Source organism: Paenibacillus sp. ACRRY (genome assembly GCF_022346995.1).
Taxonomy (GTDB): domain Bacteria; phylum Bacillota; class Bacilli; order Paenibacillales; family Paenibacillaceae; genus Paenibacillus.
This window is the reverse complement of the sequence record NZ_JAKRNM010000001.1, coordinates 1,499,408-1,513,782: the sequence shown is the minus strand read 5'-3', so window position 1 is coordinate 1,513,782 and position 14,375 is coordinate 1,499,408. Positions and strand designations below refer to the sequence as shown.

Sequence of the window (14,375 nt, the reverse complement as noted above, 5' to 3'; positions counted from 1 at the left end):
AATCTGTAGAAAAATCCTGAAAAAAGAAAAGGTTATGTGGAGGGGAACATTTTGTTTAAAGGAAGTTCGTTTGTCCGGTTCAGCATCGCGCTGGCTCTGGTGCTCGTTAATATCTACCTGTTATCACGCGTCAGCTTTATATTTCAGCCGCTTGTGACCATGCTTACGGTTATCACGGTGCCGATGATGCTGTCCGTATTCTTTTATTATCTGTTAAGGCCGCTTGTGAATTACATGGAACGGAAGAAGCTGAACCGAACACTCAGCATATTGCTGATCTATCTGGTCTTCGGTGTGCTGCTCGTCCTGTTCATTGTGGGATTATGGCCGTCCTTGCGTGAACAGCTGATCAATCTGGTGGATAATGCACCGAATTTGATTAACTCACTCAGTGTACAGTTGAGAGAACTGGAGCAGAACGGAGCGATCCAGGCATTGTTCCCGGAGGGATCCACGCCGCTTTCTCAGCTTACAGACTATATTAATAAAGGATTTACCTTCGTGACCAACTATGTGAGTGGATTGTTCTCGCTCATTTCCAGCTTTGCGATCATTCTGTTTACATTCCCGATCATCTTGTTCTACATGCTGAAACAGGGAGAGAAATTCGGCCGCAAACTGGTGCATATCGCACCAAAACGATTCCAAAATGACAGCCGTGAGGTTGTTCTCGAGATTGATCAGGCGCTGAGTGGCTTTATTGTCGGAAGAGTACTGGTTAACCTAGCACTTGGCGTACTGATGTATATTGGTTTTCTGATCATTGGTCTGCCGTATGCACTGCTGCTTACCGTCGTCGCGGTCATCATGAACTTTGTTCCGTTTATCGGTGCTATCGTGTCGTCCATCCCTATTGTGATTATCGGTCTGATTCAGTCGCCATCGGTGGCGATCTGGTCGCTGATTATTATTCTGGTGGCCCAGCAAATTCAGGACAATCTGGTCGCTCCGTATGTGTTTGGCAAAAAGCTCGACATCCATCCGCTGACCACCATTATATTGGTGCTGGGTGCAGGGGATCTCGGCGGGATCATTGCCATCTTGATTATCATCCCAGTCTACATGATCGTTAAAATTATCCTGGTCAGGGTCTACCAGCTGTTCTTCAAGGAGAAATGGCAGAATGCCTGATTATAGGATTTAAACGAAAGGGCTGTTACACTCAGTCACTCCGATTGCAGTACCATCTTCCGATCGCTGTTATCCCCGAGTTTCTTTGATTAATTTTATAAGGGAGAAACTCTGGTGATAAAGGCGAGCGCTTCGCTTCTCCAGATTGGTACTGCACTCTCCGTTAACGTGTAAAAATTTCATTTGCATTTATATCTAAATCAATCAACCATAGAAGGAGTGGGAACCATGTCTGAAATCATCCCTAAAGAATATATTGAACCCGAATACATCGAACCTCAATCCGTCCGGATGGGTGCCATTCACATCTCTAACGATGTCGTATCCAAGATTGTGGGTATTGCAGCACAGGCCACCTCTGGCATCTCTTCCATGTCCGTTGGGTTGACCGAAGGCATTGCGAAGAGCATCAGCGGCAAAAGCCTGCAGAAAGGCATTGACGTCGATGTAAAAGACGACCAGGCCTCCATCCAGCTGCGTATTAATGTGCAGTATGGTTACAAGATGCATCAAGTGTGCAAGGAGCTCCAGCACAATGTACAACAGGCCGTGGAACAGATGACAGGCATTCTGGTCAATGAAATTAAAGTACATGTCGTCGGTGTATCCATGCAGGAGCAAATGTAGTTGAGGTAGTCTCTTCTGGAAAATGAATGGATTACTAGCGTTGGACAGGTTATACTGTCTGAGCTTATATGTAAGTAAAAGAACAGCACCTCCCGTTAACCGCTTAACCGGGAAGGTGCTGTTTTGTGTTTGCGGTAATGGGTGGGGGCTTCTCCCATTACCTTTTTGAACATTTTGGAGAAGAGAAGCTGATCAGTATATCCGACAGAGCGGGAAATATCCCCGATAGTTAACCCGGTATCCAGAGTCAATTCGGCAGCCTTGCGCATCCGGTAGTTGACCAAATAGGACTGAATGCTCGTGCCCATCCGGTCTTTGAACAAGGAGCACAGATAGCTGCGCTGCAAGCCGATATGAGAAGCAATGGACTGCACCGTGATTGGGTTCGCATAGTTCATCTCGACAAAGTCCATGACCTGGGTGACATATGTTTCTTTGGAGAACTCTTGCTCCGGTGGAAGGATGTCTTCGTTTGCATGATCGATCAGAATGGAGAAAAATTGATATAACCATCCGGTCATGCTAATCTCCCATCCTTTATGCGAATTCCGGGAACTGATCATGCGATGCAGACAGGAACGCATCTCATCGTCATTTTCCAGTTCGAAGATCGGATGCTGCTCAGACAGGCAGGCCTGCTGTAATAGCGAATGGGAGGCATTTCCTTGAAAAGCAACCCAGCTGTATTCCCACGGATCTTCCTGATCAGCCTTATAGTGCACCACGGAATGGGGGACGATGAGAAAGCCCTGCCCTTTATGCAGCTCATAAGTTTTGCCTCCGACTTCGAAAGTGCCCTTCCCATCCAAAATATAATGGATTTTGTAATGATCTCGCATGGCTGGGCCAAAGTGGTGACCTGGTGTACAGGGTTCGGTTCCGTAATGAAGGAGCTGCAGATCCTGAAACGGATTGTTTTTGAACATATATGTAATCAAGGCATTCACTCCTGTGCAATTCATTTCATCTTGCATTTTAACATAATTTTAGTATAAGGATATGAATTATAGATGTGATTATACGAATAGATAACAAGTATTATTCCATATGGTTATAGCGATATGCCATACCGTCTTGGACCAAAACTGACTAAGATGAGAGGGTATTCAACAACTTTAACAAGAAATGAGAGAGAATAATATGCCTTATACTGCTAATGAACAGCGTTACGATGAGATGAAGTATGCACGTTCCGGCAAATCCGGAATCAGACTGCCGCAAATTGCGCTTGGCCTATGGCAGAACTTCGGGGGAAACCGCACGCTGGATATTCAGGAAGAGATGATTCTGCGTTCATTTGATCTGGGAATTAACCATTTTGATCTGGCGAACAACTACGGACCACCTCCAGGATCTGCCGAGGAGAACTTTGGCGTCTTATTCAAAAAACATCTGCTTCCATACCGGGATGAACTCCTTATCTCGACGAAAGCAGGATATTACATGTGGAAAGGTCCCTATGGCGAATGGGGCTCCCGTAAAAACCTGATTGCCAGCCTGGATCAGAGCCTTGGACGGATGGGGCTTGAGTATGTGGATATTTTCTATCATCACCGTCCGGATCCGAATACACCGCTGGAAGAAACGATGGCTGCCCTGGATCATATTGTAAGACAAGGCAAAGCGCTGTATGTCGGATTATCCAACTATGATGCGGATCAGACAAGAGAGGCGGTCGCCATTTTGCGTGATCTGGGAACGCCTTGCCTCGTCCACCAACCGAACTATTCCATGCTTAACCGCTGGATCGAAGACGGACTACAGGACGTACTGGATGAGCAGGGCGTGGGCTCGATTGCATTTTGTCCTCTGGGTCGAGGTCAACTGACGAACAAATACGTGGACAAGATCAAGGAAGAACGTGCCAACCCAACAGGCAATATGAGAACAGAAGCCTATACAGACGAACGGATTGCCAAGTTTGAAGCCCTTCAGGCCGTTGCCGAGCGTAGAGAACAAACGATATCCCAATTAGCGTTGAACTGGATTCTCCGTGACAACCGCGTTACTTCTGCGTTGATTGGCGCAAGCCGTGTTTCACAGATCGAAGAGAATGTTGCCGCATTGAACGCACCTAGCCTGACAACCGAAGAATTGAATGAGATTGAAGGCATTCTGAACGGGATTGGAAATTACGCCTGGTAAAATAAATGAAGCGAAAAACGTTCGGCAATCAGGATTAAAATTGTGAGAATAAGCACAAGTCAGTTGTAATGAGTGTTCATTATAATTGACCTGTGTTTATTTTTTTTTCAAAAAGGTGTTCATATCATAGCACCTGGTCCTAGGATTTAGGGTATAATATATAGAAGCTATACATTTGAAATATGAAGGAGAGGCTCCATTTGAATTTTGAACAGTGGATTTCGCCTGAAACCTATAACCTGACATCCGAGATGGAGAACCATCCATCAGACCGGATTGCACTTAGATGGCTCAGCGATCATAACGAATTGGAAGAGATCACGTACGGAGAGTTATTGAAACAGGCCAACCGCCTTGCGGGAGGTTTGCGTGATTTGGGCTTGGAAAAAGGAGATCGGGTGTTGGTCATGGTACCACGCCGCATCATTGCCTATGTGATTTATATCGCATGTCTGAAACTCGGAATTGCCGTAATTCCTTCTTCCGAAATGCTGCGTGCCAAGGACTTGGAATATCGCCTGCGTCATTCCGAGGCACGTGCTGTAATTGTATGGTCCGAAACGACGGCTGAAGTGGAAAAGATGGATGCAGACCTGCCTGCGCTGGCTCACCGCATCGTGGCATCCCCATCTGGCGACAGCAGCGTTCCCGCTGATAGCTGGGTTAATGTGCAGCAGCTCATGGAAGGTCAATCGGACGAGATGAATGCGGTAGAGACGCATCGTGACGATATCGCCATTCTGGCCTACACTTCCGGCACGACCGGAAATCCAAAAGGAGTTGTACATAGCCATGGATGGGGCTATGCCCACCTGCGTATCGCTTCCACGTTATGGCTTGATATTCAGCCATCGGATATCGTATGGGCGACGGCCGCACCCGGATGGCAAAAATGGATCTGGAGTCCGTTCCTTTCCGTACTCGGAAGAGGAGCAACTGGACTGGTTTATAACGGGTCATTCCAGCCGAAGCGCTACTTGGAGCTAATGCAGGAGCATGGCATCAACGTCCTGTGCTGCACGCCTACGGAGTATCGTCTGATGGCAAAAGCGGATGACCTCGGTCACTATGATCTGTCCAAACTGCGCAGTGCGGTGTCAGCTGGTGAACCCTTGAATCAGGAAGTGATTGAGATCTTCCAGCGTCACTTCGACCTGACCATTCGTGATGGATACGGTCAGACCGAAAGTACATTGCTCATCGGCAGTCTGAAAGGTGCACCAGTACGGATCGGGTCCATGGGACAATCGATTACGCCGGGACTCATCGAGATTGTTAACGAGGACGGACAACCTCAGCCAGCAGGGGTAGTGGGTGATATCGCCGTTCATCAGGATATGCCTGCCTTGTTCCGTACGTATTATAAGGATGCAGGACGGAAGGAAGCGAATCAGCGCGGGGAATATTTCGTAACAGGAGACCGTGCACGCAGAGATGAAGAAGGATACTTCTGGTTTGAAGGCCGCAGCGATGACATTATCATCAGCTCCGGATATACGATAGGACCGTTTGAAGTGGAAGAGGCGCTGATGAAACACGCCAGCGTGAAGGAATGTGCCGTTGTTGCCAGTCCGGATGAAATTCGGGGCAATGTGGTCAAAGCCTTTGTTGTGCTCAGAGACGAGTCCCTTGGTTCACCAGAACTGGTGCGAGAGCTGCAAAATCACGTCAAGGAATGGACCGCACCTTACAAGTATCCACGCAAAATTGAATTTGTGTCGGATTTGCCGAAGACGAATTCCGGCAAGATCCGCCGGATTGAACTGCGCGAGCAAGAAAAGAGAAACGCGTAAAACATGAATTAATCTAATATGAACCAGGAGTGAATGGACCTATGAGTAATTTCGAGCAAACGTTTGAGCAATCGTTGGAACAATACGCAGAACTGGTGGTCAAAGTAGGCGTGAACATTCAAAAAGGACAGGATCTGCTTGTCACAGCTCCTATTGAAACGCTTGAGTTTACACGCTTGATCGTTGCCAAGGCATACGCTGCCGGCGCCAAGTATGTACAGGTGGATTTTGAAGACGATCAAATTACACGCAGTCGTTTCCAGCAAGGTTCTGACGACAGCTTCGATTACTATCCGGCATGGAAGGGAGACATGATGGAGAGATTTGCAGAAGCTGGTGGCGCTACCTTAACCATCAAAGTACCGGACCCGGAACTGTATAACGGAATTGATTCCGACAAGGTTTCACGTGCTACCAAGGCGGCTGCCCAGGCACGCCGTGGTTATTCGAAATATACGCGCAACCATGAAATCAGCTGGTGCCTGATCAAGGCGCCGACCAAGGCATGGGCGAATAAGGTGTTTGCCGATATACCTGAGGAAGACCGCATCAATGTGATGTGGGACACCATCTTCAAAATGAATCGCGTGGATGGCGGTGATGCCATCCAGAACTGGAGACAGCATCTGGATACCCTGAACACGAAGAGTGATCAGCTGAACCAGAAAAATTATAAAAGCCTGCACTACCGTGCACCAGGAACGGACTTGAAAATTGAGCTGGTAGATAATCACATCTGGGGTGGCGGCGGAAGTGAGAACAAAGCGGGCGTGTACACCGTTGCGAATATGCCAACCGAAGAAGTATTCACCATGCCGAAGCGCAGCGGCGTTAATGGCTATGTCAGCAGTACGATGCCTCTGAACTTGAACGGACAGCTGGTAGATCAGATGAGAATAACGTTTAAGGACGGACAGGTTGTGGCTTTCACAGCGGCTTCCGGTGAAGAGCATCTGAAAAACCTGTTTGCTACGGATGAAGGAGCGCGTTATCTGGGTGAGGTGGCACTTGTGCCGCATGATTCACCTATCTCCAACCTGAATCGTATTTTCTATAATACCGGTATTGATGAGAATGCATCCTGCCATCTGGCTGTAGGCAGCGCATATCCGTTTAACATGAAGGATGGCACAACGATGTCTAACGAGGAATTGCTTAAACATGAGTGTAATGTGAGTTTGACTCACGTCGATTTCATGATTGGGTCGGCTGAACTGGACATTGACGGCGAGCTGCAGGATGGCACAATTGAGCCAGTATTCCGCAAAGGCAACTGGGCATTTTAATATTTTTACAGAGTAGATTGAAGAAGGAGTGACTTCATTGATGAAGTCACTCCTTTTGTGCTTTCCAACGTATTAGATTAGACCTTTTTCACAGGCACACAAATTTCGCACTCATGCTGTTCGAGGAGATCCCATCGATATCGCTCCAGAACTGGTTGTTGATCAATGATATACTGGTTGTTTTGTAAATAAGGAATCATATCATTCCATGCTTGCTGAATACCTTCTGCCGTATGCCTAACCTTGCAGATGAGATAGTTGCCACCCTGGAGCTCTCCAATCTCGATCGAGTCATCTTCAGGGAGTTCAAGTTCATGGAGCACGATTGCCGCATCGTATCTGCAATGGTGCGGTGGTGTCGTTGTTGGGTCATCCTGTGGTATGCCAAATAAAATTGCTGTTTCAGTGAGTAATTGTTTCTCAATTGCCCACTGTTTCAACTGGTTCATAGCTTGGACGTTAGCAGAACCATAAGGACCTACTTGTCTTACATAAGCGATTCGACATGCCGCCAGATCTTCCATAGACATTTCCATTTTCTATCTTCCCTTCCCTAAGGAATTATCTTACTTGATGGATGTTAACATGGTATAAAAAAATTTGCATAACTCTTTTCGATTAAGGAGAGTCGCAGGAAAGGGACTTCATTTAACGCTGGGTTCTAGGTCTTGTATGTAAGCTTCCTGATTGATTCTTGAAGCGGTACACCATAGAATAAGAATGATATGCTTGATGGACGTTTCGATATGAAATGAGGAAGGGAGATTCCGGATATGGATATTACACATGCCTTTACAGATGAACGTTTCAGACAGTATGTATTGGACCACTTTTGTAATCAGCGGGATTCTATTCAGGAGAGTGACATCCAAGAGGTAACATCATTGCAACTCACGAGTCAAGATGTGAGAAGTTTGAGCGGGATTGAATATTTTAGAGACCTCGAAGAACTGGACTGTGGCTACAATCAAATAACGTCTGTGGATCTAGGACGCAATGATAAGCTCAGAATCTTACACTGCAAGGAAAATCAAATTCTCTCGCTTAACCTTAGCTCGAATCCCGAATTGGAAGAATTGGATTGTAGCTTCAATCGACTGCGACAATTGGATTTAAGTCATAATCCCAAACTGATGTATCTGGAATGTCACTGGAACATGCTGTCCCAGTTGGATCTGGACAAGCAGGTACAGCTTGAAGAACTGGGTTGCAGCTATAATGCTCTCTTTTCACTTGAGCTTCGTCATAATGCACTGCTTAAGCGGCTCAACTGCGCCAGTAATTATCTTACAAGTGTGGATATAACGAACTGTCCAGCATTAAATGAACTTCGGTGCCATGATAACCATATCAAAGAGTTGGATTTAAGTTCTAACCTGAAGCTTGAGAGTGTACGGTGTTTCAACAACCATATCCGCAAGCTGGATATTCAACATAATACGCAGCTTAGAGAACTCTATTGTTCAGAGAACAAACTCACAGAGCTGGACCGCAGTCATAATTCCAAGCTGGAGAAACTGCATGCTGTGGATAATCTGATGACGGAACCTGCTCATACAGTTCAGGGAATGGGTATGTTTCAATACAATGGGACATTCTCCAACTATCAACTGAATTTGCCAATCCAGGAGGGAAGTGAGCTCGTCGTTACCGCACAGGTTTCGACTAAGGCAGAGATGGAAGAACTGACACCATATATGGAAGAAGCGTGGGAGAGATGGCAGTCGCTTGCTGAACAGGCGCTGGTGTTAATCGCCGAAGCTCATCCGGATGAGGATTTATCAGAACTGGTTCTGGCAGATGTGGAATTCCAGGACTGTGAGGTTATCAGGCTCGGGTATGACGCGGGTGATACACCAGCAGGCCGAATGTACATCTATGCAGAGTTCGATGAGAACCTTCAATTATCAGAGCAGCTGATCTATGAAATGTATTAAAGCCACGGAACCGTGGCTTTTTTGGTAGATCTATTTGAATGGCGTTACTCTGCATGCATTTTATTAAAGCTGACGTACTCGTTGATGGGCTTGCGATAGCCGCGAGGGCGCTGTTTGGCTTCTGACTTTTTACCGATCGTAATCATCATGACAGGAACGTAATGTTCGGGAACATCCAGGTTGCTCTGCAGTTCATCGGCATCAAAACCAATCATGGGACACGTATCCCATCCCATATCCTGTGCAATCAGCATCAGCTGCATCGCCGACAGGCTGGCATTACGGATGGCGTCTTCACGCTGAAACACACTGCCACGGGCTTCATAGAAATCAAAAACACTCTGGGACTCCTGTTCATATTCAAATGGATTGAGTACACCCAAATGCAGTAAACCTTCGTTAATCGTGCGGATGTGGTGGTGAGCCTTGATATCTCCCAGAACAACGATGACAGCCGAGGCTGTTTTTACTTTGTATTGCTGTGAGGCTTCGTATGCTTTTTCTTTTTGGGCCGGGTCGGTCAAGACCAGGTAGTGGGTATGCTGAAGGTTAAAGGCTGATGGAGCAAATTTGTTTAATGCGAACATCTGCTGCAAATCGGCTTCCGGGATTTCGATACCTTCTTCAAAAATAACGGCGGATCTACGGCTTTTGACCAAGTTTTCAAGTGCACTCATGGTGGTTTACCTCGCTTATGTATAAAGTATAAATTGACTATAACACGCATGGTTACTTTTGGTAAGTATTATTTTCGAATAAGACAAGACCAAAGGGCCATAACCTATAATAAAAACAGTAGAGGTGAAACATGAGGACGTTCATCACCAGATTCAGGAGGGAGAGCTCCTATCACGAATTCAAGGTATATGTCATCCAATCTTCCACACTAAAAAAATTCTTGGTCATGGAAATCATCGTTGGCACGCTTGCCTATCATGCTGCATTTTATTTGTGTCATAATGCACTCTTGGCAGGAGCGGGTTCCTGGGCGGGAACCGAAGGTTTGAAACGACTGCCTCTCGCGGTCAAAAGAATGGTCAGTTTTTGATCAAAAGAATGTTGCTGCAGAAACGTATGATGTCTTAACCATAAGCACAATGTTGTTATCGTGCAGAATGCAGGAGCAGAATGCCCCCTTCCGGGCTCCGGCTCCTGATTCATTCATTTTTTTCTTCGTGTAAGGCAAACTATTCGTTATTTGGCGCGCTCCAGATATTGTTCCAGAGTAAGCTTCTGACTTGTAATTTCCCCAGCGATATAGACCCCAACGTAACGTACATGCCAAGGTTCGTAAGAGTAGCCGGTCAATTTCTCCTGATCTTTGCCATATCGAATGATGAATCCGTACTTGTGGGCATTGGCTTTCAGCCATTTGCCTTCTTTGGTGTTGCCGAAGCTTTGCTGCAGATCATAGCCTACGGATGCACTGGAAATATCCATGGCAAGTCCGGTTTGATGTTCACTTTGCCCTGGGCGAGCACTTGTCTTGTTGGCTACTGCTTCACCTTTGATACTTGCATTTCGTTCGAAGATGGATTTCTGTGTCGAATAGGAACGGTAACCTGATACGGCTTTGATGTCAATGCCATCTTTTTTGGCTGCTGCAAACAGCTTTTCGATCGCGGTAGCAGCGACCTTACGCATTTGTTTCTTCGGGCTGGAGCCGGAGAAGCTGAATGGAATATTCGGTACAACCAAATCTTTTGGTGCATAGGTTGAAGGCAGATTTCTTTTTTTGTTCACGAGTACCACAGTGCTGGCTAGATTCGTTACTGTTGCGAGACCGCTGCTGCTAGTTTTAATGGTGCGGCTTGGCGCGTTATCATGCAAAAATTGAGTGAAACTGGAGCTTGCAGCCGATGCGACTGGCGTCATGGATGGTACAAAGGGAAAGGCAGTGAAGGCAGCGCCTGCTACGACAGAGCCTATGAGTAGAGTGGATATGATAGATTTGCGTGTGAATGATTTCATGATGTTCCTCCTCGGGTTAATGAATCTCTAGCATGCTGCATCTGTTTGATACCAGACATGCTTTTCTATATACCGAGTATACTAGAGGATTATATCCATAGGTTCTCCAATTGTTTCCGAGTTGTAAACAAATCATGCGAGATTCATAGTTTTGGTCATTTGGCCAAGTAGAACATAAAAAAGACTCTGCATTCAATGCAGAGTCTTTGCTTATCTGAATATTTAATGTTCAACGATTGTTTAAGAAAATAAACGGTTATTGTTTACAGCATGCACGCATCAGGTGTAGTGGATTTTCCCGCATTCACAGTTCGCGTGTCCCGAACACGAACGTTGCTGCTAAGTACACCGGAATCACTGCTCAATGTGAAGGAAGGATAGTTTTCTTCCGTATCCAGCTTCATATGCTGTTCGAGATTTAATTGCTGTTTTGGATCAACATAGAATGGAACCAAATTGGTCTCGATCTGCTCATCCAGTGCAGCAGGCTCATCCACAATCAAGAGGACCAGAATTCCGTTACATCCACAACCTTCAGTGTCATAGAACACTTTGAAGTAGCCAGGTTGGTCATTCAAGCTCTCGGTTAATCTCGCTGCAGCCAGATCTGTAATTTGAATATGCATCGTGCTCACTCCTTATATGTTGAAAATAATCCTGAAATGTAAATGATGTAGTTGCTCTTCTTTCATTATACCACCTTGCTTCCAAATCAACGCAAATAATTTATATAGGTCTGGTCGGATCGGAAGAAGATCTCCGTGCATGGTGATGATTATTGGGGTGTTCTTTTGGGGTAATAGATGAGAATAAAAGGTTTTGGGAAAAGGGAACAGGAGGAACAACTCATGACACAAGTATACGATCTAATTGCAATAGGAACCGGTAGTGCAGCGAATTCAGTTGTATCTCGCTGTGCTGAAGCCGGGTGGAAAATAGCCGTGATTGATGAGCGTGAATTTGGCGGCACTTGCGCCCTGCGAGGGTGCGATCCGAAGAAAGTATTGGCAGGAGCTGCTGAACTGATCGACTGGAATGAACGACTGCTGGGGAAGGGTGTTCAGGGAAGAACGACCATCAACTGGCCGGAACTTATGGCCTTCAAACGAACATTTACGGCGAGCATTCCGAGAGCCAGCGAGGATAAATTCAAACAGGCCGGCATAGATACCTTCCATGGCAAGGCTTCTTTTGTAGATGAAGATCACATTCGTGTGGGAGATGAAGTGCTGCATGGAAAACATATTCTGATTGCAACTGGCGCGCAACCTGCACCGCTCCCAATAGATGGCTCAGAACATCTTCTTTACAGCGATGATTTTCTGGAACTGGATCAGCTTCCGGATCAACTGGTTTTGGTGGGTGGAGGTTACATTGCGTTTGAATTTGCCCACATCGCTGCAAGAGCAGGAAGCGAGGTACACATTATCCACCGGGGACAGCGACCTCTAGAGCAGTTTGATTCAGAGCTTGTTGACTTGCTGGTTCAAAAATCGGAAGAGATCGGCATTCACGTTCATCTGAATGCGGAAGTGAAGTCCATTCGGAAACAGGGGGAGACCTTCGTGGTCAGTGGTATCCGTAACGGAGCCGATCATCAGTGGCATGGGGGACGGGTCGTGCATGGGGCGGGACGTATCCCTAATGTGGATGGACTGGAATTGGAAAAGGGGAAGGTCAGTTATAGTGAGAAAGGCATCTCCGTGAATGAGTATCTACAAAGCACCAGCAACCCCAAAGTATACGCAGCCGGAGACGTTGCAGCAACGAAGGGGCTTCCCCTAACGCCTCTGGCCGGTCAGGAATCACGGGCTGTCGCCTTTAATCTGCTGAAGGGCAATCATACTATGCCGAACTACAAAGTTATGCCGTCCATCGTGTTTACCGTACCATCGCTTGGCTCTGTTGGTCTTACTGTGGATCAAGCGGAAGAGAAAGGATACAAGGTGAAGGTAAATGACATGTCGCAATGGTATACTTATAAACGGACAAATGAGAAGTATGCCATGGCCAAAGTTGTGATCGATAACGACTCAGGACGCATTCTGGGGGCCCATGTACTCGGCAGCGAGACCGAAGAGCTGATTAACCTGTTTGCCATGGCCATTCAATTCGAACTGACAGCTGATCAGTTAAGCACCATGAATTTTGCATATCCTACGGCTGCATCGGATTTGAGCTCTTTGATTTGACGTTTTGATTATGGGAGGGTGTTAAATACATGTCTGCAGCACAATTTCTGGGTACACCAGATGCCAAATGGACCACTGAACCGGTTGCAACCCGTACAGAGGGAGACCGTTTCATCGTGGAGGCACAGGAAGGCAGTGATTTTTGGGAGAATACGTTCTACGGATTCAGTCATCAAAATGGACATGCCCTTCTGACGCCGTGGGACGGAAATGAAGCTGTCGAAATTACGTTTGATCTAAGTTCTTTTACTGAACTTTATGATCAGGCAGGTTTAATGCTCTGGCACAGTCGTGAACAATGGATCAAGGCTGGCGTGGAAGTGAACGACGGGGTCGTTCATATTGGCGCTGTAGTAACGGATCACTTCTCGGACTGGTCGTTATCCCCTGTTCCGGAATGGGGTGGCCGTAAGGTTACCATTCGAGCTTCCTACCACAACGAAGCGGTAGTCATTCGGGCACGTACGGACGAACATCCTTGGCGAACCATTCGGGTTGCGCGTTTTGCTTATCCGGTGAACAAGCAAGCGGGTCCATTCCTGTGTTCACCCAAGCGTGCGGGGTTTGAAGTGGCATTTACGAAGTGGAGAAAAACGACACCTGATGAGGATTTGCACATCGATCCGCCCATAATGGATTGAGAACGGTGCCCGTTGAACGGATTTATTCCACGCCAAACAAGCAAGTACTTCCTGTATGGAAGGCTTGCTTGTTTACGTTGTGAGAAGGGAGCAGCCAGAGTGCTTAGCAGGATTTCAGCGAGATGTAACGCTGTAATTTTTCAGTTCTGTCCCTGATCACTGGATTGCTCGTTTTTTTACCAAGATTATTTCGCGTCGTTGTTCTCATCATTCTCTTCGTTGTGTTCCTCAGCTTCGTTCAGCTCACGCATTCGTTCTTCATAATCGTCCAGGAACCATAGCGGGTCCATGTTTTCTTCTTCGCCATTGTAATTGATCAGAATCTCTTCGCCTGCTTTGATATCTGTATAAGCATAGAAGTCAAATGTATGGTTTTCAAAGTTGATATCGTAGGTTGCGTTGGGCTCGTACGAATGATTGATCAAGCTGCCGTATCCCAGCAAAATGGCGGTGTGGTTGGCACCGTACTCAAATACATAATCCTCCAGGATTGTTTTTTCGACATGTTCGTGGTCTTCGTTGGGATAAGGGACAACCGGGGCCTGATGGATCAATTGGCCTTTGGGAATATCCACTGTGGCAAAAACCCCTCGATTAAATTCGCCATCACCCAATTTGGATTGTTTTACTTCAATCATAATGTTCACCTGAT

At 46.5% G+C, this 14,375-nt stretch carries 15 protein-coding genes; 9 read left to right on the top strand and 6 right to left on the bottom strand.

The annotated features are described in order from the left end of the window. The first annotated feature begins 51 nt into the window (after positions 1-51). Entirely contained in the window at positions 52-1,131 is a 1,080-nt protein-coding gene (locus MH144_RS06370) for an AI-2E family transporter (RefSeq protein WP_239298477.1), read from the top strand. 228 nt (positions 1,132-1,359) lie between these two features. Beyond that, positions 1,360-1,758 carry an Asp23/Gls24 family envelope stress response protein gene (locus tag MH144_RS06365; RefSeq protein WP_239298475.1) on the top strand — a complete coding sequence of 133 codons (399 nt, stop codon included), beginning with the start codon at positions 1,360-1,362 and terminating at the stop codon, positions 1,756-1,758. A 95-nt stretch (positions 1,759-1,853) separates the two neighbouring features. On the opposite strand, the gene MH144_RS06360 is transcribed toward MH144_RS06365, so the two are convergent. After that, entirely contained in the window at positions 1,854-2,696 is an 843-nt protein-coding gene (locus MH144_RS06360) for an AraC family transcriptional regulator (protein WP_239298473.1), read from the bottom strand. Between the two features lie 202 nt (positions 2,697-2,898). On the opposite strand from MH144_RS06360, the gene MH144_RS06355 reads away from it, so the two are divergent. From MH144_RS06355 to MH144_RS06345, 3 genes are all read left to right on the top strand, one after another. Further along, complete coding sequence (locus tag MH144_RS06355; protein ID WP_239299281.1) at positions 2,899-3,903, top strand: aldo/keto reductase; 1,005 nt, start codon at positions 2,899-2,901, stop codon at positions 3,901-3,903. A 182-nt stretch (positions 3,904-4,085) separates the two neighbouring features. Beyond that, a complete protein-coding gene (mbcS, locus tag MH144_RS06350) occupies positions 4,086-5,696 on the top strand; it encodes an acyl-CoA synthetase MbcS (RefSeq protein WP_239298471.1) in 1,611 nt (536 codons plus the stop codon). 41 nt (positions 5,697-5,737) lie between these two features. Beyond that, positions 5,738-6,982, top strand: coding sequence for an aminopeptidase (locus tag MH144_RS06345; RefSeq protein WP_095287487.1), 1,245 nt, complete (start codon positions 5,738-5,740; stop codon positions 6,980-6,982). Positions 6,983-7,059: 77 nt separating this feature from the next. On the opposite strand, the gene MH144_RS06340 is transcribed toward MH144_RS06345, so the two are convergent. Further along, positions 7,060-7,518 (bottom strand): AraC family transcriptional regulator, encoded by a 459-nt coding sequence (locus MH144_RS06340; protein WP_239298469.1) that lies wholly within the window; start codon positions 7,516-7,518, stop codon positions 7,060-7,062. Positions 7,519-7,755: 237 nt separating this feature from the next. On the opposite strand from MH144_RS06340, the gene MH144_RS06335 reads away from it, so the two are divergent. After that, the gene (locus MH144_RS06335) at positions 7,756-8,919 is read left to right on the top strand and encodes a leucine-rich repeat domain-containing protein (RefSeq protein WP_239298467.1); all 1,164 of its coding nucleotides are present in this window, start codon (positions 7,756-7,758) and stop codon (positions 8,917-8,919) included. Positions 8,920-8,963: 44 nt separating this feature from the next. Here MH144_RS06335 and MH144_RS06330 read toward each other — a convergent pair whose 3' ends face one another. After that, positions 8,964-9,596, bottom strand: a complete 633-nt coding sequence (locus MH144_RS06330) for a nitroreductase family protein (protein WP_239298465.1) — start codon at positions 9,594-9,596, stop codon at positions 8,964-8,966. Between the two features lie 227 nt (positions 9,597-9,823). Here MH144_RS06330 and MH144_RS06325 point away from each other — a divergent pair, with 227 nt between their 5' ends. Continuing rightward, positions 9,824-9,967: a hypothetical protein gene (locus tag MH144_RS06325; protein ID WP_239298463.1), complete on the top strand. Its 144-nt coding sequence runs from the start codon at positions 9,824-9,826 to the stop codon at positions 9,965-9,967. Positions 9,968-10,113: 146 nt separating this feature from the next. On the opposite strand, the gene MH144_RS06320 is transcribed toward MH144_RS06325, so the two are convergent. Together MH144_RS06320 and MH144_RS06315 are read right to left on the bottom strand one after the other, a co-directional pair. Next, positions 10,114-10,890, bottom strand: coding sequence for a M15 family metallopeptidase (locus tag MH144_RS06320; protein ID WP_095358384.1), 777 nt, complete (start codon positions 10,888-10,890; stop codon positions 10,114-10,116). Between the two features lie 263 nt (positions 10,891-11,153). After that, on the bottom strand, positions 11,154-11,516 hold the full coding sequence (locus MH144_RS06315) for an iron-sulfur cluster biosynthesis family protein (RefSeq protein WP_239298461.1): 363 nt from the start codon (positions 11,514-11,516) through the stop codon (positions 11,154-11,156). A gap of 222 nt (positions 11,517-11,738) precedes the next feature. Here MH144_RS06315 and MH144_RS06310 point away from each other — a divergent pair, with 222 nt between their 5' ends. Both MH144_RS06310 and MH144_RS06305 read left to right on the top strand, forming a co-directional pair. Further along, positions 11,739-13,082, top strand: coding sequence for a dihydrolipoyl dehydrogenase family protein (locus tag MH144_RS06310; RefSeq protein WP_239298459.1), 1,344 nt, complete (start codon positions 11,739-11,741; stop codon positions 13,080-13,082). A gap of 29 nt (positions 13,083-13,111) precedes the next feature. Beyond that, complete coding sequence (locus MH144_RS06305) at positions 13,112-13,723, top strand: DUF1349 domain-containing protein (protein WP_239298457.1); 612 nt, start codon at positions 13,112-13,114, stop codon at positions 13,721-13,723. A 185-nt stretch (positions 13,724-13,908) separates the two neighbouring features. On the opposite strand, the gene MH144_RS06300 is transcribed toward MH144_RS06305, so the two are convergent. Further along, positions 13,909-14,361, bottom strand: a complete 453-nt coding sequence (locus tag MH144_RS06300) for an SET domain-containing protein (protein WP_239298455.1) — start codon at positions 14,359-14,361, stop codon at positions 13,909-13,911. Positions 14,362-14,375: the final 14 nt, after the last annotated feature.